This window comes from Halomonas sp. KG2 (genome assembly GCA_030440445.1).
Taxonomy (GTDB): domain Bacteria; phylum Pseudomonadota; class Gammaproteobacteria; order Pseudomonadales; family Halomonadaceae; genus Vreelandella.
The window spans coordinates 3,600,639-3,622,407 of record CP098528.1 but is presented as its reverse complement, the minus strand read 5'-3'; the positions used below and the strand labels follow the sequence as shown (position 1 = coordinate 3,622,407).

Genomic DNA, 21,769 nt, shown 5'->3' with positions numbered 1-21,769 from the left:
TTAAAGCTTTAACCCTTCAATTTGGGCCAGCAACTGTTCGCGGCGACTGCCCTGTAGGGCTAGCTCATAAGGCTCTGGGCTACCATTTCCCCATACCGGCGCTGGCCAACAGGCATCATCTATATAGCGCACTACCAAATGAATATGCAGCTGGCTGACCACATTACCTAAGGTGGCAATATTGAGCTTATCGCCGTGAAATGTCTCCTTCATCACGGTCCCCAACGCGATCGTTTCACGCCACAGCTGGGCTTGTTCATCCTGGCTCAGTTCAAATACTTCGCTGACTGAGCCGCTCCTGGGGACCAAAATTACCCAAGGGTAGCGCGCATCGTTCATTAGCAGCGCCCGACAAAGGGGAAGGTCGGCGAGCGGCAAAGTATCCGCTTCCAGCCGTGGGTCAAGTTCGAACATTTTCAAGTAAGTACTCCTTTACATAATAAAAATCATCATAGCAGCTGCGGATACACCTTGCTCTTTACCCAAGGACTTACCAAGAGGCTTTCCAAGGGCTTGGGAAGGAGAGGCCAAAACAGGCGAAATCATTAAAATCTGTTACTCTAAAAACACTCCCATACGGCAAGGCTGCCGTCGGAGCATCCCGATGTTGAATGATTTGTTAAGGAGAACACAGATGAAAAAATTATTAAGTATTAGCTTTATTCTGTTGATGACGGCGGGCGCTCTAGCGGGCTGCAATACCATTGCAGGTGCAGGAAAAGACGTTCAAGAGGGTGGCCAGGCGGTTCAGGATGCGGCGAGTTAATACGCTTTATTTCCACTGCTTCTTGGCGTGAATGAGCGGGTTAGGCATAGTTGTCTAGCCCGTTTTGCATTCAGGGTAGTTATTTGCCAACACAAGGAAGCACCACAATGAATCATCCATTCCGCTGTGCGAAGAAAAAATTGGCCAGCCTCACGGTATTACTCGCATCGGTGTTACCAGTCTCGGTGTTATTGGCGGCATGCGCAGGCTCACCCGATAATGTCTCTGCTCCAGAGCCTCCAGCTGTTGGTCAGCCTTCTGCCGAAATGCGCACCACATGCGATGCTGAAGCGGTTCAGTACGCCATTGGCACGTCTTTTGATGAAGCTAATGTACCCGCTCTACAAAGTGAGAGTGGTGCCAAGCAGGTTAGGGTGCTCAGGCCTAGCAGCGCCGCCACCATGGATTATCGCGAAGACCGCTTAAATATTCTTCTTGAAATTAATGACACGATTGAAGCGCTGCGCTGCGGCTAGCGTAAGATCAGTACGACGCAGGCGGCCGTTAATAGTCCCATAGTGATATTAAATACCCGCCATGCTTGGTCACTTTTGATCCACTGTCCAATCGCGCTGCCAAACGCTGCCCACAGGGCAATGCACGGCAGCGCGACCAACTCCGCAAAGCCTGCTAACACCAGTGCGTTTACCACCGGTTGGCCATTTTCGGGCAGAAACCCAGCCATCAACGCCAACCCCATTACCCACGCTTTGGGGTTGGCGAATTGAAACATCGCGGCTTGGAAAAAGGTTAACGGCACTCCGTGTTGAGTTCCGTTGAGATTCGGCGGTGGTGCAGTGGCTATCTTCCAGGCTAAATACAACAAATAGGCGCTACCCACCCAGCGGAGTGTCGTTTGCACCATAGGAAAGCGTTCAAACAATACGCCTAGCCCCAGCGCGATACCGGAAAACAGCAGAAAACAGCCGCCTAAAATGCCCCACATATGAGGCATGGTTCTGCGAAAACCAAAATTCGCCCCAGAGGCGGTCAACATAATATTGTTTGGCCCAGGGGTAAGCGTCATCGACATCATATAAAGCGCAGCCGGGCCAAGCAGTAGCCATTCGTTATTCATTTTTGTATCCATACAATTTTGTGGTTTAAATTGTTTTTTGATCGCTTTTGTAAGCATAATGGCGGGTAAATCTACGTCAAAGGTTTTATTGTCACCATGACAATTTGGGTGCCTTCACTTGAGTGTTTTTCTGGGCCACGCTATCGCGCGATTGCTCAATCTATTGGCGCAGCCATCTCGGCCGGCGAACTTGCCCCAGGCGAACGTTTACCACCTCAGCGGCGCTTAGCGGATGCGTTGGGGGTAACCGTAGGCACTGTTACCCGGGGGTATGCTGAGGCAGAGCACCATGGCTGGGTAACCGCTCGAGTAGGCAGCGGAACCTTTGTCAAACAACCTGCACCAAGAACCGTTTTTGATATGGCATGGCGTCAGAATGATGACAGCGATGTCATTGATTTAAGCTTAAGCTTGCCGCCGCCTCATCCGCTTCGTTTGCAGGCGTTCAGTGCTGCATTAAAGGCTATGAGCGAATCGCCTTCTGCAGTAACGCGAGGAGTTTCCTATCTTGATGCGAGGGGAGCCGAAGGCCACCGCGAGAGGTTGGCAGGGTGGCTAGCGCAGCTAGGTATGTCGCTGGATGCGGATGAGCTACTGATTACTCAGGGAGGACAGCATGGCATTAGTCTGGTGCTGAGTACGTTGCTGCGCCCTGGCGAACTGATGGCGACCGATGCCTTGACCTATCCAGGTGCCATTAGCGCTGCCCAGCAAGCACACCTAAAAATGGTCGGCATTGCCTTTGACGAATCGGGGATGTGTATGGAGGCGCTGGAGGCCCAGTGCGCCCGCCAGCCACCCAGGTTAATCTATGTGACACCCGATCAGAATAACCCTACCGGGGCTTGCCTCAGCGAGGAGCGGCGAGAGCAATTGGTGGCACTTGCCAGACGCTATGACAGCTGGCTACTGGAAGATGGTGTGCAGTATTTACCTGCTGAGCAGCGCGGCACACCGCTGTATCAGTTAGCACCAGAACGAACGCTATTTGTCTTCAGTACCGCAAAGGTATTAGCGGGTGGGCTGCGTATCGGAGTCTTGCGGACGCCTAATAAGCTGCTTGAACGCCTAGCCGCTGGGTTAAGAGCGCAGAGTTGGATGGTGCCGCCGCTGATGGTTGATATTGCCTGTTATTGGATCGCTCAGCCCGAGGCAGCTTCGTTGCTTGCATGGCAAACCGAGGAGCTGGCCGCGCGACAGCAAATAGTGACAGAGGTGCTTTCCGATTACACGCTGGGTCGAAGCCACAATGGCAGCAATGTCTGGCTTACGCTGCCGGAAGGGAGCCGTGCCATCGAGCTGTGTGAACGCTTGCAGCTGCAAGGCGTTAAAGTTTCAAATGCGGAGCCTTTTTGTGTGGGAAGTACGCCTGCGCCCCAGGCCATTAGGATCTGTATTGGCGCTGCTGCTGACAGGCAGACATTAACCCAGGCGCTGAACGTTATTAAGCAGTGCTTGGCTCAGCCACCGTTGGCGACCGTTACCGTATAGCAGGGCTATTCATAGTCCTGCTATTGGTAACCAAGCTACTCATAACGGTCCTTCCATCCTTGATGGCGTACCTGCTCTTTGAGCATTTCGAGAATGTCGTAAAGCACTTGTTCGGTGACATGCGCGCTTGTTTCATCCACAGTTAGCCAGCTGTTGAAGCCCGTTTCTGCTGTACGCTCAACCAGTTGGCGAAACTCTGTTGAGTGAATGCCCTGAGCGAGTTCATCCACTAGCCGCTGGGCAACTCCGCTAAGTGACGCCTGCATAGCGTTTGAAGCCGTGTACCCCATGGGAAGGCGGTGTAGTTTTTGAATTTCTGGGCTTTCCCGCAGTGTTCGGCTAACTAAGTCATCAATCGCCGCCATGATAGCGATGCGGTTTTGTTGATAGGCTTGTCCCACCGTTGTTTCTAACCGCTGAGCAATTTCATGAATGAGCTGAGCCTTGCGAGGGAGGATAACGCGATCAATAACCCGCTCTGTAAGTGAATCGCTAGCGATAACTTGCTCTTGCACATTGCCTAGTAAGCGCAGTGCAATGCGGTCGGAAAGTTCTTCCAACAGGATGTCGTAATACTTGGCCAAAAAGCGGTAGCTGGACCAGCGGGTTACATCAATCAAGCGCAGCCGGTGCAGTCGGTTTAAGAGTGACACGACACGCAGTACGCGCAATAAGCGGAACCCGCTAAGGGGGATGCAGCCAAGTACGTCGTACCAGTTAACAAACGGGTAGAAAAACCAGCGGTGATAGCGCCGTTCGGCAATTGCTACCGTCCAGCCCAGCAGTACATCCGCTATAAAAATACCCACGAAAAATAAGTCGATGGTAATAAAACGGCTGTGGATCACTGTGTCGTAAAAAGCGTGAAAGCCGGGTGTGAGGCTGGCAATGGTGTCGTTAATTGGCCCAATCAGAAATAACGAGTCAAACAGTAACAGGCTAAGGTTGATGATAACCGCGGCGAGAATAAAAAAATCCCAGCCGATATGCGCATACTCAACGCTTTTAGGTAGGTGTGGGTAGCGCTCCCTAGCGGGCATGAGGGCTCCTTGCTCTGAAGGTGTAGGTTAGCGTTAAGAGTGCTGCTGATGGTGGTTTTTATGAGTTAGCAACTCTTCTTGCTCTGCTTGCTTACGCAGTTTTTTGCGTAGCGCGGCTTTTTCGAATCTCAACTTCTGTAGCGACGTTTCCAACGCTAGCGGTGGCACTAACGCGGGCTTTCCGTCTGAATCTACTGCCACCATGGTGAGATAACAGCTATTGGTGTGACGAATCAGCTTCTCACGAATATCTTCGGCCACTACCTTAACCCCGATCTCCATAGAAGAGCGCCCCACATGATTGACGCTGGCAAGAAAGGTCACCAGCTCGCCGACGTGAATTGGCTGTTTAAACAACACCTGATCGACGGAAAGCGTGACGACATAGTGGCCCGAATAACGGCTGGCGCAAGCATAGGCCACTTCATCGAGTTTTTTAAGAATAGCACCACCGTGTACTTTGCCACTGAAGTTCGCCATATCGGGTGTCATAAGAACCGTCATAGAGAGTTCATGCTGGCCGGGTAGGGCGCTATGTTCAACCTGGGTGTCAGACATAAATAAAAACCTTCAGAGATTAAAATGCCCGCCCCAGAGGGCGGGCGCTATGCAGGTCGCAAGTGTTGTCAGGCTAGTGCCCTAACACTATCGCTACATTAGTGCTAGAGCCATACTAGGCCAACAGAAATGATAATGCCGGTAACAAATAGCTGGATAAGACAGAAGCCCATTATGTCTTTCGCTTTCAGGCCTGCGATAGCCAGAACCGGCAATGCCCAGAAAGGCTGCAATAAGTTCGTCCAGGCATCGCCCCAGGCCACTGCCATGGCAATACGTGGAATATCAGCACCCAGCGCTTCTGCGGCAGGTAGCATGACTGGGGCTTGAACAGCCCATTGGCCACCGCCGGAAGGCACGAACAGGTTCACGATGCCAGCACTTAGGAAGGACCAGAATGGCAGCGACGTAGCGGTGGCGAAAGAGACTAACCACTCAGACATGCTCTGAGCCAATCCCGACTGCACCATTATGGCCATAATGCCCGCGTAGAAGGGGAACTGAATGACGATGCCAGCGCCGCCTTTTATGGCTTCGTTCAAACTGTTGAGCAGGTTGCGCGGTGTACGATGCAGCACAATAGCTAAGAATAAGAACAGGAAATTAACCACGTTCAGGTTCAAGCCACCGCTACGGAGTAGAAAGTGGTCGAGCAGGAACAGCAGCCCTGGAACGCCCACTAGCAGGGCGAGAGGCATACTGTTTTCGAGCTTTTCGGCTGGGCGGGTAATACGGCCTTGCTGCTCGGGCTCGTCGTTTAGCAGCTTGGGATCCACATAAACGCTGTCCTTTTCGTCCGGCAGCATGAAGCGGTTAACCAGCGGTACGGCGATAAACAGACAAATAACAATCGCAAGGTTAAAGAAGGCAAAAATGGTTGAGCCGGTACCGATAACGCCGATTTGATCAGCGGAGAAGTGGCCTTCAGTAGCAATGGTCAACGGAATGGAACCCGCAAGACCGCCATGCCATACCACGAAGCCTGAGTAAGCACTGGCAACTAGAAGCCGATAGTCCACTCGTACCAAGCGAGCGAGCTCTTTGGCAAAAAGCGCCCCAACCACCAAGCCAAACCCCCAGTTAATCCAACTAGCCGCGAGCGAAACGAGCGTGACTAAAATGATCGCGCCACCAGGGCTTTTCGCAGTGCTAGCGATTTTCTGCAGAATGCGTTTGACCGGTGGTGAGCTTGCCAGCATAAAGCCCGTGACGAGTACCAGCAGCATTTGCATTGAGAAGGTGAGTAGCCCCCAAAAACCATCTCCCCACATGCGCAGCACGGCAAGCGGTGTTTGGCGCTCAACGGCGATGGCAGCCACGGAGGCAATTAACGTGAGGAGCAGAACAAAGATATAGGGGTCTGGCAAATAGCGCTCTACCAGCTTAACTGCCGGTTTTGATATGAGTTTTAACATGAGTGCTCTCTTTATTCGTTATTAAGATATGCGTGGCTAATATACGGCGGTACAGCGTATTTTTCATCCATTGTTAGCGGCTTGATTAAGTGCTTGCTCAACGACTGGCTTAGAGAATCATTCTTACGATAGACCAGTTGGCAACAGCTAAGCGTGGTGGGCTTCAACGGTGGGAGGGCACGATGAGTTTAGCGTTGTGGATTTCAGTACTATGGGCTTTAGCCCTGAGGGCACCAGTGGCGCTGACGGTAGCGGTAGTAGTAGGCGATCAGTACCACCGAGCGTGTGAGCATAAAGAGCGTAAAGGCTAACCACAGGCCATGGTTACCAAGCCCTTGGGATAGCCACCAAGTTGGTAGGTAAACTGCTAGACCAATAAAAATGCTGTTGCGCATTTCGCGCACAGCGGTGGTGCCGATAAAAACGCCATCTAATAAGTAGCTCCATACGGCTATCAATGGCATTACGATCATCCACGGTAGATAACTAGCGGCGGTGGCACGAACCTCTGTCAGCCCTGTCAGCATGGCAACTAGATAATTTCCACCCAATGCGAAGGCAAAGGTGGCTACAGCGGCTGTCCAGAACGAGAACTGTGCTGTCGCCCGAACTATCGCTGCAAACGCCTGCCAGTCACGCCGCCCATACGCGCGGCCTACCAGCGATTCTGCCGCGTGGGCGAAGCCATCAAGTGCGTAGCTAGTGAGCATAATAAATTGCAGTAGCACAGCATTAGCGGCTAACACCGTGTCGCCCTGACGTGCCCCTTGAGCGGTAAAAAAGGCCATTGCAAACAGTAACCCTAAAGTACGCACAAACAGATTGGCGTTAACATTAACCAGGGCTGAGTAGGCTGACACTACCAAAAGTCGCTGCCGTTGAAAGCAGCCTTCCAAGTGGCCAAGCTGGCGCAGTACTAAATAGCTGCCAAAGGTTAGCGCACTGTAATCGGCAATCACGCTGGCCAGGGCGACGCCGCCGCTGGTCATCCCTAGCCCTACGACAAACCAAAGATCGAGCACGATATTGACGCTGTTGGTCAGCACTAAAATCATCAGCGTAACGCGGGCGTTTTGTTGGCCCAAAAACCAGCCGAGGATGGCGTAGTTCGCCAGCACTGCCGGGGCTGACCAGAGGCGTATTTCGGCATACTCGCGTGCCAGTGGTGTCGCCGCTTCACTGCCGTCTAATAGCCACAAGCCGAGCGAAATCAGCGGCGAGCCAAAGATAATCAGTAGCGCGCCGATAACGGCCGCCATAATAAGTGACTGACCCAGCAAATTGCGCACATCGCTATGTGCTTCGCGGCCGATTGCCTGGGCAACCAACCCCGTGGTGCCCATGCGTAAAAAGCCAAATCCCCAATAGAGGAAACTAAACAGCGTCGCCCCGAGGGTCACGGCAGCCAGATAGCGAGAATCGGGCAGGTGCCCGACCACCGCGGTATCGACCAGCCCTAGTAAGGGAACTGTTATATTCGAAAGAATGATTGGCCAGGCAAGAGTCCAAATACGCACGTTTCAGTGGGCCTAAGCAGCAGTAATGATGCGGTACTTCTCCATGAGTTTCTCGTGGGTTTCGGGACGCTCTGGGTCGAGAGGGATGCAGTCCACTGGGCACACTTGCTGGCACTGTGGCTCGTCAAAGTGACCGACACATTCCGTGCATAAGTTGGGGTCAATAACGTAAATCTCTTCGCCAGGAGAGATGGCGTCATTGGGGCATTCAGGTTCGCAGACGTCGCAGTTAATGCATTCGTCGGTGATCATCAGGGCCATGGGCGTACCTCACGAATGGCTTTTCGCCCAGGTAGTTATATACCTGAGCGTTTTACTCAACAATATCGATCGCTAGATAGTGTAGTGCTTACGCAGTGCCTCTGCGACCTGCGGGTGAACGAGCGGTGAAATATCGCCGCCCAGTTTGGCGATTTCTCGCACGATGGTCGACGAAATATAGGAGTTTTCCACCGCTGGGGTGAGAAATACGCTCTCAAGCTCAGGGTTTTGCGCCCGATTCATATTGGCCAGCTGTAGCTCGTACTCGAAATCCGAGACAGCCCGCAGGCCACGTAGAATAATGGTGGCACCCTGTTCATGCATCATAGTGGTCAGAAGTGTTGAAAAGCCGATGACCTCTACGTTCGGCAGTGAAGCACACACCGTTTTGGCCAGCGCGATACGGGTATCTAACTCAAGACTAGGCTGCTTGCCGGGGCTCGCCGCGACGGCAATGACCACCTTATCGAACATCCGTGCGCCGCGTTCGATAAGATCAAAATGGCCGTTGGTGATAGGGTCAAAGGTCCCGGGATAGACGGCAACATTCACACGCTGATCGTTCATTCGGGTGTCTCCTGCTCGTCAAGCTGACCAAAAGGGTTATCCGCCGTTAGCGAAACGGCGTGATCATAGCCCGGGATATGAATGCGGTCGGCGTGGATCTCAAGCTCGGGGCCTTCTAGAACGGCTTCACCAAACTGATAACGAGGCGCATAGTGCCCATGATCAGCGTCTGCTAAATAAGCGGCGGCATTCTCGCGCACAGCTTCCCGACGTGTTTTCCAAGCGCTGATGGCAGCGCTGCCGTGGCGTTGAGTGAGCAATCGTTCGGTGACCTGAGGGGAGAGCACAACGCCAGTAGCGTTATTACCACCGAACCCTTTTGCATTAATAAACGCCGCATCGGCGCTAAATGCCACTGGGGTAGTGGAAAAACGTAGCCGCTTAGCGTACACATCGTCCGCGACCGCGTCTAAGGTAGGAATACCTGGCAGTAACCCATGGGCAAAGCTGCCCAAAGCGTTTACCAATTGATCGCCTGCCGCAGACCCTTGGGAGTGGCCGATAAACGCTTTAATAGCGACCACTGGCCAGTTATCGATGCCATTTGCGCGGGCAATTTCATCGAAAACATGGGATTCGGTAGTACGGTTTTTAGGGGTGCTGGTGCCATGGGCATGCAGGAAGGTACGCTCTTTTAGCGCTTTCTCACCTAGCATATCTTTTACCAAAGCGGCTGCCTTGCCCAGGGTGATGTAGTTACCAATGCCGGGTGCGGAAATAGAGCGCTTAAAGCCATCAGCGTTAACGAATACATCAGGCACTGAACCTAGAATATCCGCCCCTAACTCAAGCGCTAACGCATCGTCCATTAACAGTACGAACTGACTTGCTTCCGCCATGGTGAAGCCACAGTTACGTGCAAACGGGCGACAGGCGCGCTGGTAGTCAGCGTCGGTAAGTAGCGCTAAAGAATCCAGTGCTTTCAGGCTGGCATCATCGGCCAGTGCGCCCATCGCGCGGAAGCCTTCGATGATTTCGGGGGTAATCGGCGCATCTGCGGTGCCTACCATAACGACCCGGCAGCGCCCTGTGCGAATATCATCAATACCTAGGCGCAGGTTATATAAAAAGCTTGCGCAGGCACCTAAGGCAGCACCCGTACTCCCCACACTGCCTAATACGTAGGCATTGAGGAAGTCAGCGGGCATTTGCCCGTAGCCCAGCGGCATTTGCTTAGACGTGGCACGTTGGCCACTCACCAAGCTCTTTAGTAAGCCGCCCCAGCCTTGGTCATCTAATTGGCCAATAGAGTTGCCCGCATATACAGCGATATGGTCAGGGTCAAGCCGCTGGCGAATTGTTTCCCAAGCGAGCCCGCTGGCACCTAGGCAGTCACTAGCACTAAAGACTGCCATCGACAGCCCGCGCGGATGATGCACGCTACGGTAAAGGCTAGCGGGGTCGAAGCCACTCGGCAGTTGGGCGGCTGCACGCACCTTGGGCTCTAAGGCGTCAGGCAGCAGAGCACTAAAGTTGCCCGCGGGCACGGTGACGGCGACTACCTTCGCGTCGATGTCCTCCACCTGCCATCCTTCAGGCAGCTGTTCGGGCAGCTGACGGCGGCGCAATGTAAAACGCACCGGTTCAGACAGCGTCATTTCTGCCCGTCGGTTGGCTGGCAAGCCCGGGGCGAGAAAGCGTGGATCCTCGTTGCGCCGAATCAATGTGTGGTTAAGCACATGATCGCGCAAGGTTTGAGCAGGGGAGTCAATGGGCTGGCCGGCGCTATCATGCCAGCCGTTAGCGGAATGCTCGGCAAGGCGCATAAGCGCTGCCAAGCCTTCCAGTGTTTGGCGCTGCTGGTCAGCTGGAAGAGCATCAAGCACGGTGCGGCGGAAGGCCTGGTGGCCCGAGGTTCTGCCGGCGGGATTGATGCCGCCCATGCCGACAATCACCGGTAAGTGTGACAAGCCGGGTTCCTCGTGGTGCGGTGGTTTTTAGTAACAGCTATTGTCAGAGGCATAGCAAAAAAGTGCTGCTCATCTGCGCTTAATAATACTCTCGAACGTGATCATAGCACCGGGCGTGCAACGGCGTCATGCCGCGTGCGCGGTAGACTGATAGAATCACGTTTTTTTTAAGCAGGGAATGGCATGCAGCATACTTCACGACCCGTGGTTTCCAACCAACCTGGCCCGCATCACGATGTGGCGCGCCGGGTAGCACGTGCCTTGGAAAACCCACTGCGAAAGCCAATCGCTGCGCATACACAACAAGCTTTTGAAGACGCGCATACGTGGCTTCAAAAGCAGCAAGCGCCGTTAATCCTCGATGCCGGCTGCGGTGTAGGGCTTTCGACACGCCGTTTGGCAGAACAGTTTCCGGCGCACGCGGTGATCGGCGTTGATCGAAGCGAAGATCGGTTAAGCCGAGACCATGGTGAATTGCCTGCTAATGCACTGTTGGTGCGGGCTGACCTTGTCGATTTCTGGCGACTAGCTGAACAGGCAAAGTGGGCACCCGAGCGGCATTTTCTGCTTTACCCCAATCCTTATCCAAAAGCTGCGCATTTAAAAATGCGCTGGCATGGGCATCCTGTTTTCCCCACACTGCTAGCCCTTGGAGGGCGTTTAGAAGTGCGCTCCAATTGGCAGTTGTATGTTGAAGAGTTTGCTCTGGCAACCGCCCTAGTAACGGGAAAGCAGGCAACGATTGCCGCGTTGGCTCCCAACGGCAGCTATCTAACGCCATTTGAAGCAAAGTATGATCAAAGCGGCCAAACGCTTTGGCAGTTGAAGATTGAATTGGAGCGGGCATGACGTTTGTATATCTAGTGCTAGCGATTGTTGCCGAGGTTATCGCTACTAGCGCCCTCAAGTCGTCAATGGGATTCACACGACCGCTTCCAAGCATCATGGTCGTCGTGGGCTACGGTGTGGCATTTTATCTGTTGAGCTTGGTGTTGCGGACATTGCCGGTCGGTATTGCTTATGCCATCTGGGCAGGTCTGGGAATCGTGTTGGTCACGCTGGTTGGCATTGTAGTTTTCGGTGAGAAACCTGATTTACCTGCCGTTATCGGCATTAGTTTGATCGTGGCTGGGGTAGTCATACTTCAAGTCTTTTCAAAAATGAACGTGCATTGAGGAAAGTAAGCGTGACGTGCTCAGATACTAGGTTTTCAAATAGTAAGTGTTCAGAAGTTAACTATTCTGCGGTGACATTCTCAGCGTTTAATCATGCGGTTAAATCATCCCTACGCCGCTGGCATCGGGCATTGATGACAAGTGTGGTAGGTGCCGCCATGTGCGCAAGCCCTGCACTGTATGCCGACTTCAGCCAGCTTGGTCAGTTAGAAAGCAAAGGCTTCTCAATTAGTGCTGAAGCACGCTTACTGGATGCGGATACCGGCAGTAATACATTGCTGGGGAGTCTGAATCCTGAGCGTCAGCTGTCGCCAGCGTCTGTCACCAAAGCCTATATGTCTGCTGCGGCGCTCAATCGTTTTGGGCCCCAGCATCGCTTTACCAGCCAGCTTGTCAGCACAGGTAATGTGGAAAATGGTGTATTGCGTGGCGACTTGGTATTTGAAGGTGGGGGCGATCCAGGCCTCACAACTGAAGACCTTTGGCGGTTAGTGCAACGTCTGCAACTGGCGGGTGTGCGCGAAGTGGATGGCGCACTGGTGGTCAGTCAGTGGCGCTTTGGCCCTGTTGAGTGTATTACCACGGACCGCTGTAATGCGCGTACCCGAGTCACCAATGCTTATAGTGCGCCGCTCACCTCGGCAGGCGTCAACTTTGGTAGCTGGTGCGCCAATATAGCCCCTGCTGCGGCAGCGGGAGAGCCTGCCCGCGTGGGGTTATGCGATAGCCAAGCGCCGTTAATTACTATAGATAACCAAGTTATTACGCGCCCGGCTAATAGTGGCACCGACATCAGTGCAGAGCGGATTACCGATGAGCGCGGTGATGTTCTGCATCTTACCGGGCAAATTTCAACCAATGCCGCGGCTCGTGATGTTTACCGTGGCGCTGGCGATGCGGCAGAGAAAACGGCGCAAGTATTGTTAAGCATGCTAAATCAGGCGGGCGTCAGTGTGCGAGATCCCTGGCGGGTTAGCTCAACGCGTCCGCCCAGCAGTGCACAGCGTTTGGCAGCCGTTGACAGCAAGCCGCTGCAGGAGCTGCTGCTGCGTACAATGAACTACTCCAATAATTACATGGCTGATGTGCTGGCGCTGAACCTGGTGGAAACACCACAAGCGCAACTGCGCCAAGCGGGGGAAGCGATAGAAGCCTATGTGAACAGCTTGTCGGGCCACGGTCCGTTAACGTTACACAGCGGCAGCGGGCTGACGACGGATAACCGTACCTCCGCTCACGGCGTCAATGTGATGTTGGAGGATATGTTTCGCCAGAGCGCCTTGTTCCCCAGTTTTGTCGCCTCTTTCCAGTCGCCTGCCAATGGGGTCATGCGCTTTATTCGCCGTGGTTCTCCAACGTTTCAAAATAACGTCATGTTGAAAACAGGCACTCTCAATCAGCCGTTTGCTGTTCGCGCCGCGGCGGGCTATTTCCGTACCGCCCAGGGGCGCTGGGGCGTTTTCAGTGTGCTGGTTAACGGTACTGGCAGTACGCCTTATCTTAGCTGGCCCGAGGTGTTAGATCCGCTGTCGCTGGATTTAGATGCGATGATATTGGCTAATTAATCTTAATTTTACCGGCGAGGCAATAGGCATGAAGCCAGGACATACGGGGTTAACCCATTTAATGCACTCAACGCGCTATTCATGGAAAGGGCTAAAAGCCGCTTTTAGAAATGAAGCTGCGTTTCGCCAAGAAGTGGGTATTACAGCGGTGTTGCTGCCGCTGGCTTGGTGGATTGGAGAAGGGCCCATTAGCTGGTTGCTGCTGGTTGGCAGCCTGTGCCTTGTGCTGATTGTAGAACTGCTTAATAGTGCTATAGAGAACGTTGTTGATCGTATTGGCACCGAGCATCACGAGCTTTCAGGGCGTGCTAAAGATATTGGCTCGGCGGCGGTTATGCTGTCATTGATCATGGCAGGCTTAACCTGGGGGCTGTTAGGCTGGCAAAAATTGGTGGGCTAAATTGCTTTTATTCAGCTCATGCAGCGATCCGCTTCATCAACAAACATAATAGACGCTTGGCAAAGAGGTGGTTATGCAGTTAGACGACGCGTTTTTCCCCAACGTTGGGCTGCCAACAGCGCTTAAGCCCGCCGCTCAGCGCGCCTGGCAGCGATTAAGTGAAGCGCTTAGCCAAGCTGATAATATTGCCTCAATGACCCAGCAGTCGTTGCCTTCCAGTAGTTGGGAGGCACTTTCTGATGCGCGTCGTGAAGCGTTAGCCAACGTCGTAACTGTCTCAAGCTTTGCTCTAGATACCTTGGCACGCTTTCCGCACTGGCTGATTGATTTAGATGTGGCTGGCGAGCTGGATGCGACAGCAAGTAAGGAGTCACAAGCGAGTTGGCTAGATGATGCGCTAGAAAATGCTGATGATGAGGAGGCAATGCATCGCGCTATTCGCCGTTTTCGCCGTGCTCGCATGCTCGGGATTGTGTGGCGCGATCTTAATCGTCCTGATGACTACACCATGTGGGACACTGCTCAGGCAGTTTCGTGGCTGGCGGAAGTCTGTCTTGAAGCCGCGCTAAGCTGGCTTGAGCGTTTTTACGCCCCGCGCTGGGGATTGCCTGCGGCTCGCAGAGATGGCTCGTCCCAGCGGTTGGTGGTGCTGGGTATGGGTAAACTCGGCGCGGGTGAGCTGAATCTTTCCTCAGATATTGACCTGATCTTCGCCTTCCCTGAAAAAGGTGAAACCGAAGGCGGGCGTAAGCCCCTTGAGCACCAAGAGTACTTCACCAAACTAGGTCAGAAACTGATCGCCGCTTTAGATGCCATGACGGCCGACGGTTTCGTATTTCGCGTTGACATGCGGCTGCGTCCACTGGGTGATGGTGGCCCCCTGGTGGGCAGTTTCTCGATGCTCTCCAGTTACTATCAGGATCAGGGCCGTGAGTGGGAGCGTTATGCCATGCTCAAAGCGCGTCCCGTCGCAGGAGATATAGATGGTGGGCATGAATTGCTCGCAAGTCTCAGGCCGTTTGTTTACCGCCGCTACCTGGATTTTGGTGCGATTGAGTCGCTGCGTGAGCTCAAGGCGATGATCAATCGCGAGGTAAAGCGCAAAGGCATGCAAAGCAATATCAAGCTAGGGCCCGGTGGAATCCGGGAGGTTGAGTTCGTTGTCCAGGCATTTCAGTTGATTCGCGGTGGACGTGATACCGAGCTTCAAGTGACTTCACTCAAGACCGCCCTTCAACGACTGCCTGAACTGGGGCTGTTGCCCCAAGCGGTCGTCGATGAGTTGCTACCCGACTATGCGTATCTTCGTGACATGGAACACGCTATTCAGGCGCTAGAAGATCGTCAAACCCAAACGCTACCCGTTGATGATGAAGATCGAGAGCGGATCGCCTTTGCCTTGGGGCATGACGATTGGCCTGGACTCATCGCGCGGCTGGAGGAAGTGCGCGAACGCGTTCGTCAGCACTTTGATGCGGTGATCGCCGACCCCGAAGAGGATAGCGATGCAGAGAGTAGCGACGATAACCTTGGCCTGTCTCAGTGGCGGTTACTGTGGCGCGGCGAGCTAGAGCAGGAAGAAGCGGAAGCACTGCTAACTGATGCTGGTTTTATAGAACCAGAGAAAGCACTTAAACGGCTGCAGAGTCTTTACCATTCCCGCCAAGTGCAAAGCATGCAGCGTATCGGCTTTGAACGGCTAGATGCGCTGATGCCGCTACTGCTGGTTGCCGTTGCTGAAAGTGAGTTGCCGGATAACGCGCTTAGTGGTGTCCAGCCGCTGATCGAGTCGGTGCTTAGGCGAACCGCTTACCTTGCGCTGTTGCGTGAAAACCCCCAGGCGCTTGAGCACCTAATGAAGCTGTGCTCGGCCAGCCACTGGATTGCAGAGCAACTTGCACGTTACCCGATACTGCTTGATGAGCTACTAACGCCGGATACGCTTTACACTCCCGCTGATAAATCACGACTTGCCGATGAGTTACGCCAGACCTTAAGCAGGCTGCCAGAAGATGATGATGAGGCGCAGTTGGAAGCGCTTCGCGTGTTTAAGCATGCGCAGATGCTTCACGTTGCAGCGTCGGATATCGCTGGAACACGCCACTTGATGAAAGTGAGCGACTACTTAACGTATATCGCTGAAGTCATTCTAGATGCCGTGCTAGCGATGGCCTGGAAACATGTCACGCGTAAACATGGTGTGCCAGAAGGCCTCAATACACGAGAGCCAGCGTTTTTGATTGTGGGATACGGCAAGCTGGGGGGCATCGAACTTGGTTATGGCTCTGATTTGGACTTGGTGTTCCTCCATGATAACGACGGAAAAGGCACTACCGATGGTGCCAGACCCATCGATACAGCGGTCTTTTTTACCCGCCTAGGCCAGCGCATCATCCACCTTTTAACCGCAGTAACGCCTGCCGGCAGCCTTTACGAGGTTGATATGCGCCTTCGGCCTTCAGGCAATGCGGGCCTATTGGTGACCTCTTTAGATGCTTTTGCGGATTATCAACGCCAAAACGCCTGGACCTGGGAGCACCAGGCACTAGTACGCGCGCGCGTTGTCGCCGGTAGTAACGCGCTGGCGAGTAAATTTGATGCGATCCGTGGTGAGATGCTGTGTCGCGAGCGTGACCCGCAAGCCTTAAGAGATGACGTTGTCAGCATGCGTCATAAAATGCGTGATCACCTTGGCTCTAAAGGGCAGCCAGGTAGTGCGGACGGGGAGGTGTTCAGTCTAAAGCACGATGTGGGTGGCATGGTCGATATTGAGTTTCTTTGCCAATACGCGGTGCTATCACTCGCTCATGACACGCCTGCATTAATCACGTATAGCGATAATATCCGCATTTTAGAAACCCTCGCCAAAAGTGGTCATATTAGCGAGTCAGAAGCGGAGCAGTTGCGGGAAGCGTACCTCGCTTATCGTAGCCGTACCCATCGTGCGGCGTTAACCGGTGAAAAAACTGTCGTTGATGCACAGGCATTCAAAGCCCACCGCGATGTGGTTATTGCACTTTGGCAGCGTTTTCTTGAACCCTGATTGGCGAGATGAGCGTTTTTAAGTAGCATCGATAGGGAAGATAGCCTGATAACAATAAGGAAAAGCTCCCTATGCATGCAACCGTTTGTCTCTGCGCCCGCCGCTCGGCGGAGGGCGTATGATCGGTCATATTCTCGCAACGCTGTTACCCGTGTTCTTAATTGCTGGCTGTGGTGCGGTTTACGGGCGTTATCGAAACCCTGATATTCGCAGCCTTAACACGCTCAATATGGAGCTATTTGTTCCATTACTGGTATTTGCCGTGTTGGCTGATCGCCAAGCGCCGTTGGCAGACTATGCGTGGCTTGCCACTGCGGCGGTGGCTGTCGTGCTAGGGTCTGGTCTTGTGCTTTGGCCGGTTGCTAAATGGCTGTCTCTGGACATAAAAGTGTTCTTACCGCCGATGATGTTCAATAACTCTGGCAATATGGGGGTACCGCTATTGGTGCTCGCCTTTGGACCAGAAGCCCTACCGGCTGCAGTGGTCGTGTTTATTGTTGAAATGTTGCTGCATTTCTCAGTAGGTCTTTATATGTTGGACCCGCGCACGTCACTTTGGCGACTATTACGAATGCCCATCGTAGCGGCGAGCCTAGCAGGGCTAGTCATAAACGTTGGAAATGTACCGTTGCCGAGCTGGCTGTTAGAAGCAATGCACATGTTAGGGGGAATCTGTATTCCACTGATGCTCTTTGCATTAGGTGTTCGATTGCTGGAAATTGATTTTAATGACTGGCGAACGGGCTTGTTGGGCGCGCTCCTCTGCCCACTTTCTGGCTTAGTGATCGCACTACCGCTCATGTGGTTACTACCATTGAATCCGCTACAGACAGCTGTGCTACTGGTATTTGCAGCACTGCCGCCAGCGGTATTGAATTACTTAGTGGCCGAGCAGTATAAACTGGCGCCGCAGAAGGTCGCTTCGTTGGTGCTCATCGGCAATTTAGGGAGCTTAATCGTTATGCCACTGACGTTGGCAGCAGCGTTCGCCTGGGTTCAAGCGCCGCTTTAACAGCGGCGGTAGTCTGCAACTGATTAAGGCCGGTGGTGGTCGTCTTTAACTTCGTAACTACCTTCTATTGCGTCGTGCTGGCTCGTAGAGGTGTCGCTGTAAGCATAACCGCCACCAACATCCTGAGCGTTGTCAGCGCGCATCTGCTCCATGCGTTTTTTCATTTTATGGCGGACAAAGGGCATCATTGCCCAGCCAATGAGCAGGAAAAAAAGTCCGAGTACGACACCCACGATCATCAGTGCACCAAACGCTAACCACGTCAGTAACAGTTTAATGCTGCCCACCAGGCCGGTTGGCTGGGTCTGGGCTGCCCGAGCACGCCACTGGTTAGCAGCTTGCCACGCGGCATTGCGTTGATCACGATTCATTTGCGGCATGAAAGCCTCCATCGTTCATATGCGTTTCATTGGAACACAGGCTGGGTATCAAGTTCCTGGTCTGGGTCAACATTTCTTTATGACTACCGTAAAGAAATTTTATACGAATATGTTAGCTTAAAGACCATGCCGTTTAATGTTTAGTACAAGATATAGGTTTCAAAAAGCCTGTATTTATCGGTACATTTTACGCTGTTATACACAATGCTCATTTAACAGGATGGTTATATGGCAAATCATGGCGGTAAGTCGGTATTTGTCGCTTCTGCAGTGATTATATTCGGCTTGGTTGTTATTGGCGCTGCATTCCCAGAAGGCTTTGGTAATGCAGCCCAAGCGGCGCTCACCTCAATTACGGAACTGTTCGGCTGGTTCTACTTATTTTCAGTGTTTGGCTTTGTAATTTTTCTGGTTGGCTTAGCATTGAGTAAGTATGGAAAAGTGCGCCTTGGCCCTCAAGACAGTACGCCCAGCTACAGTTTTTTCTCGTGGATTAGCATGCTGCTGGCGGCTGGGTTCGGCGTTGGGCTGGTGTTCTACGGTATGGCGGAACCAATGACGCACTATATCAACCCGCCTTATGGTGACGTGCCTGCTGAAACAGACGCTGCTGCGCGCTATGCAATCCAATACAGCTACTTTAACTGGGGCGTCCATCAGTGGGCAGCATTTTCTGTTGTGGGCTTGATTATTGCCTACTTTCAATTTCGCAAAGGGCAAGCAGGGCTGGTGTCTTCAGTGCTCTCTTCGGTGACGGCTAAACATCCCCGGGTGCGCCCCTACGCATCCTGGCTGGATATTTTTGCCGTGGTCGCCACCGTTATGGGGGTTGCCACCTCGCTTGGCTTAGGTGTGCTGCAAATGAACGGTGGCCTTAATGCGGTGTTTGGTTTGCCGGAAAATGGCTTTTGGCAGTTTATCATTCTGTTTGTCATGTTCTGTGCTTACATGGCATCGACATGGTCAGGTTTGGATAAAGGCATTAAACGGTTATCGAACTTAAACATGATTTTATGTATTGGCTTGATGCTGTATGTATTAATCACCGGCCCTACTATTGCTATTTTAGAGACCATTACCCTGGGACTTGGCGATTACCTGCAAAACTTTATCGGTATGAGCCTACGTATTTCGCCCTACAGCGATAATCAATGGGCGAGTAGCTGGACCATTTTTTATTGGGCATGGGTCATTGCCTGGTCGCCGTTTGTGGGTACCTTTGTGGCGCGTGTTTCCCGTGGCCGCACGATCAAAGAGTATGTCTTTGGTGTGTTGTTTGTACCACCACTATTAGCCTGTTTATGGATAGGTATTTTTGGCGGTGCCGCGCTTAATTTGGAAATGTCGAGCAGTGATGCTGGATTGGCTGCCGCCACTGAAGCCAATATTACTGTGGCGTTGTTCGAGATGTTCGAGCTAATGCCCTTTACCGGTGCATTATCGGTCGTCGCCATGTTACTTATCTTCATTTTCCTGGTGACGTCGGCAGATTCTGCTTCCTACATCGTGGCGCAAATGACCGACAATGGCTCCATCAATCCGCCACTTTATAAGCGTATTATTTGGGGTGTCTTGATCGCCGCCATTTGTTTAACACTGATTGTGGCGGGTGGACTTTCTGGCCTGCAGTCAGCGGCGGTGCTTTCGGCATTACCGTTTACCTTTATTTTGTATATGATGATTGTAGTGTTGGTTCGTGAGCTGCGTGCTGACCGCAAGGCGATGTTAACGCAGTTATATCGTCGCCACGGGGAAACGCCGGTTGGTGCTGATGCATTTGAAGCTGAGCAGTTAGGCGAAGAAGAACGCTTACGCCGTGCTCCAAGTGTCGTCAATCGCCGCATTAATAGTTAAATTATTCGCTGATTTATGGGGAATGCACACATGGATAAGGCGTGCTGATGGCCCGGCAAGGACGCCACGGTGCCACGCGAAAACAGCCCAAAAGGGAGGTTGTTGATCGCTGGTTGGATCGCCTCGTCACTGTTGCTGTTATAACTGCGATGGTGGTGGGTATTGCCGCCGTGGTAGCGCACTGGTTGCTATGAACCAGAATGCCAAGGATGGCAAAAGTAACAATGTTCAGCGTATCACGCTCGGCTATGCCGAGCGTTTGCTTTTTTAAGGCCCCGTCCGCGGTTAAGCCGCTTTACTGAATAATCACTTGCCCTATTATCGTCATGAATTAGCTGTCGTTAATAGGGTAATGACGCTACTACACACTTTTTTGAGAGAGCCTGCATGCTGACTGCTAACCCCGCCAAGGTTGCTCCCACCTACGCATCGCGACGTGAAATATTTGGTTGGGCAATGTTTGACTTTGCCAACCAGGCTTACACCTTGCTCATCATCACGGTCGTGTTTGGAGAATTGTTCACGACGGTAATCGTCGGTGATCGAGGCGATGGCTTTCGTCTAGCCAATTTTTTGTGGAGTCTCGCGCTCGCGTTGAGCTATCTAATGGTCGTGTTAACTGCCCCGCTCTGCGGTGCCGTGATGGATTATCGAGCAGAAAAAAAGCGCTTTTTATTAATCAGTTATCTCGCCACTGTGGCGACAACTGCCATGCTCTACTTTGTCGAGCCTGGTTACGTAGTCGCGGGACTGCTATTAATTATACTTTCAAACTATGCTTACTCGATGGGCGAGTCGTTTATTGCCGCTTTTTTACCGGAGCTAGGCCCCCCTGATGCGCTGGGTAAAATTTCTGGGTTTGGCTGGGCGCTTGGCTATATTGGTGGCCTTTTTGCCGCTGGTTTTACGCTGATGGTGCTAGGGGAGGCGACCGCCGATAACTTTGAGCGCATACGTTGGGTAGGTCCTTTTGCAGCTGGCTTTTTCTTAGTAGCCGCGCTTCCCACCTTCCTATGGATGAAAGAGCGGGGAGTGCCTCAACCCCATGCTGTTTCCTATCAACGTATTGCGTTACAGCGTGTTCGCTCAACATTTACTGAGCTGCGCTACTTTAAAGACTTAACTGTCTTTTTGGTGTCGCTGTTATTCTCAATGGCAGGTGTCTACATCATTATTGCGTTTGCTTTTATTTATGGCGCTCAGGTGATTGGTTGGGATGAGAGCGTGCGCAATATTATGTTTATTATTGTTCAAATAACGGCAGCGGCAGGCGCACTGGGATTTGGTTTTTTACAGGATAAATTGGGCGCCAAGCGCACGTATCAAATGACACTGGCGTTGTGGGTCATCGCTATTTTATCAATATGGGCGACGCCAGAGCTGACCGACTGGGTGAACAGCCATTACGCCGTGCAGTGGCAGGCACAGTACGTTTTTCTGGTGGTCGGTTGTCTGGCGGGGCTTAGTCTGGGGTCTAGCCAATCAGCTAGCCGGGCGCTGGTCGGCGTATTTTCACCACTGGAGAAGTCTGCTGAATTTTTTGGCTTCTGGGGGCTCGCTAATAAATTGGCCGGCGTGTTCGGCATTGTCATGCTGGGCATTTTGCAAACGTTAATTGGTTTGCAAGCGTCTATCCTATTATGTGTAGCACTGTTTGTTATCGCGATGTTGATATGCGCTGGCGTGAATGAGCAGCGTGGACGTGAGGCTGCACTTGCCTGGAAAAGGAGCGCTTAG

General features: G+C 52.7%; 22 protein-coding genes. 12 read left to right on the top strand and 10 right to left on the bottom strand.

Annotation, left to right across the window (positions count from 1 at the left end; translation table 11 throughout):
• Positions 1-420 carry an HIT domain-containing protein gene (locus NDQ72_16725; GenBank protein ID WKD27668.1) on the bottom strand — a complete coding sequence of 140 codons (420 nt, stop codon included), beginning with the start codon at positions 418-420 and terminating at the stop codon, positions 1-3.
• 214 nt (positions 421-634) lie between these two features.
• Here NDQ72_16725 and NDQ72_16720 point away from each other — a divergent pair, with 214 nt between their 5' ends.
• Positions 635-766, top strand: a complete 132-nt coding sequence (locus tag NDQ72_16720; GenBank protein ID WKD27667.1) for an entericidin A/B family lipoprotein — start codon at positions 635-637, stop codon at positions 764-766.
• 107 nt (positions 767-873) lie between these two features.
• Complete coding sequence (locus NDQ72_16715; protein WKD27666.1) at positions 874-1,242, top strand: I78 family peptidase inhibitor; 369 nt, start codon at positions 874-876, stop codon at positions 1,240-1,242.
• Here NDQ72_16715 and NDQ72_16710 read toward each other — a convergent pair.
• The gene (locus tag NDQ72_16710) at positions 1,239-1,844 is read right to left on the bottom strand and encodes a LysE family translocator (GenBank protein WKD27665.1); all 606 of its coding nucleotides are present in this window, start codon (positions 1,842-1,844) and stop codon (positions 1,239-1,241) included. The two genes, NDQ72_16715 and NDQ72_16710, sit on opposite strands and share 4 nt — an antisense overlap.
• 96 nt (positions 1,845-1,940) lie before the next feature.
• On the opposite strand from NDQ72_16710, the gene NDQ72_16705 reads away from it, so the two are divergent.
• Complete coding sequence (locus tag NDQ72_16705) at positions 1,941-3,335, top strand: PLP-dependent aminotransferase family protein (protein WKD27664.1); 1,395 nt, start codon at positions 1,941-1,943, stop codon at positions 3,333-3,335.
• 35 nt (positions 3,336-3,370) lie between these two features.
• Here the strand turns inward: NDQ72_16705 and NDQ72_16700 are convergent, their stop codons facing one another.
• From NDQ72_16700 to NDQ72_16670, 7 genes are all read right to left on the bottom strand, one after another.
• The gene (locus NDQ72_16700) at positions 3,371-4,375 is read right to left on the bottom strand and encodes an ion transporter (GenBank protein ID WKD27663.1); all 1,005 of its coding nucleotides are present in this window, start codon (positions 4,373-4,375) and stop codon (positions 3,371-3,373) included.
• 33 nt (positions 4,376-4,408) lie between these two features.
• Entirely contained in the window at positions 4,409-4,933 is a 525-nt protein-coding gene (locus NDQ72_16695; protein WKD27662.1) for an acyl-CoA thioesterase, read from the bottom strand.
• 104 nt (positions 4,934-5,037) lie between these two features.
• Positions 5,038-6,348 (bottom strand): short-chain fatty acid transporter, encoded by a 1,311-nt coding sequence (locus tag NDQ72_16690; protein ID WKD27661.1) that lies wholly within the window; start codon positions 6,346-6,348, stop codon positions 5,038-5,040.
• Between the two features lie 218 nt (positions 6,349-6,566).
• Positions 6,567-7,865: an MATE family efflux transporter gene (locus tag NDQ72_16685; GenBank protein ID WKD27660.1), complete on the bottom strand. Its 1,299-nt coding sequence runs from the start codon at positions 7,863-7,865 to the stop codon at positions 6,567-6,569.
• A 12-nt stretch (positions 7,866-7,877) separates the two neighbouring features.
• Positions 7,878-8,126: a YfhL family 4Fe-4S dicluster ferredoxin gene (locus NDQ72_16680; GenBank protein ID WKD27659.1), complete on the bottom strand. Its 249-nt coding sequence runs from the start codon at positions 8,124-8,126 to the stop codon at positions 7,878-7,880.
• A gap of 72 nt (positions 8,127-8,198) precedes the next feature.
• Positions 8,199-8,693 (bottom strand): pantetheine-phosphate adenylyltransferase, encoded by a 495-nt coding sequence (gene coaD / locus NDQ72_16675; protein ID WKD27658.1) that lies wholly within the window; start codon positions 8,691-8,693, stop codon positions 8,199-8,201.
• Positions 8,690-10,576: a beta-ketoacyl synthase gene (locus NDQ72_16670; GenBank protein WKD30429.1), complete on the bottom strand. Its 1,887-nt coding sequence runs from the start codon at positions 10,574-10,576 to the stop codon at positions 8,690-8,692. Before NDQ72_16670 ends, coaD begins: the two co-directional genes overlap by 4 nt.
• A 210-nt stretch (positions 10,577-10,786) precedes the next feature.
• Between NDQ72_16670 and NDQ72_16665 the strand changes: the two genes are divergently transcribed.
• The 6 genes from NDQ72_16665 (at position 10,787) to NDQ72_16640 (ending at position 17,798) form a co-directional block, all read left to right on the top strand.
• Positions 10,787-11,452, top strand: coding sequence for a methyltransferase domain-containing protein (locus tag NDQ72_16665; protein ID WKD27657.1), 666 nt, complete (start codon positions 10,787-10,789; stop codon positions 11,450-11,452).
• On the top strand, positions 11,449-11,778 hold the full coding sequence (locus tag NDQ72_16660) for a multidrug efflux SMR transporter (GenBank protein ID WKD27656.1): 330 nt from the start codon (positions 11,449-11,451) through the stop codon (positions 11,776-11,778). Before NDQ72_16665 ends, NDQ72_16660 begins: the two co-directional genes overlap by 4 nt.
• 158 nt (positions 11,779-11,936) lie before the next feature.
• On the top strand, positions 11,937-13,343 hold the full coding sequence (gene dacB / locus NDQ72_16655; protein WKD27655.1) for a D-alanyl-D-alanine carboxypeptidase/D-alanyl-D-alanine-endopeptidase: 1,407 nt from the start codon (positions 11,937-11,939) through the stop codon (positions 13,341-13,343).
• Positions 13,344-13,371: 28 nt separating this feature from the next.
• Positions 13,372-13,743, top strand: a complete 372-nt coding sequence (locus NDQ72_16650) for a diacylglycerol kinase (protein ID WKD27654.1) — start codon at positions 13,372-13,374, stop codon at positions 13,741-13,743.
• Between the two features lie 73 nt (positions 13,744-13,816).
• Positions 13,817-16,786, top strand: coding sequence for a bifunctional [glutamate--ammonia ligase]-adenylyl-L-tyrosine phosphorylase/[glutamate--ammonia-ligase] adenylyltransferase (gene glnE / locus NDQ72_16645; GenBank protein ID WKD27653.1), 2,970 nt, complete (start codon positions 13,817-13,819; stop codon positions 16,784-16,786).
• A gap of 118 nt (positions 16,787-16,904) precedes the next feature.
• On the top strand, positions 16,905-17,798 hold the full coding sequence (locus tag NDQ72_16640; protein WKD27652.1) for an AEC family transporter: 894 nt from the start codon (positions 16,905-16,907) through the stop codon (positions 17,796-17,798).
• Positions 17,799-17,821: 23 nt separating this feature from the next.
• Here the strand turns inward: NDQ72_16640 and NDQ72_16635 are convergent, their stop codons facing one another.
• Positions 17,822-18,178, bottom strand: coding sequence for a hypothetical protein (locus NDQ72_16635; GenBank protein ID WKD27651.1), 357 nt, complete (start codon positions 18,176-18,178; stop codon positions 17,822-17,824).
• Positions 18,179-18,406: 228 nt separating this feature from the next.
• Here NDQ72_16635 and NDQ72_16630 point away from each other — a divergent pair, with 228 nt between their 5' ends.
• The 3 genes from NDQ72_16630 (at position 18,407) to NDQ72_16620 (ending at position 21,769) form a co-directional block, all read left to right on the top strand.
• Entirely contained in the window at positions 18,407-20,032 is a 1,626-nt protein-coding gene (locus NDQ72_16630; GenBank protein WKD27650.1) for a BCCT family transporter, read from the top strand.
• A gap of 47 nt (positions 20,033-20,079) precedes the next feature.
• Positions 20,080-20,226 carry a hypothetical protein gene (locus NDQ72_16625; GenBank protein WKD27649.1) on the top strand — a complete coding sequence of 49 codons (147 nt, stop codon included), beginning with the start codon at positions 20,080-20,082 and terminating at the stop codon, positions 20,224-20,226.
• A 193-nt stretch (positions 20,227-20,419) separates the two neighbouring features.
• Entirely contained in the window at positions 20,420-21,769 is a 1,350-nt protein-coding gene (locus NDQ72_16620; GenBank protein ID WKD27648.1) for an MFS transporter, read from the top strand.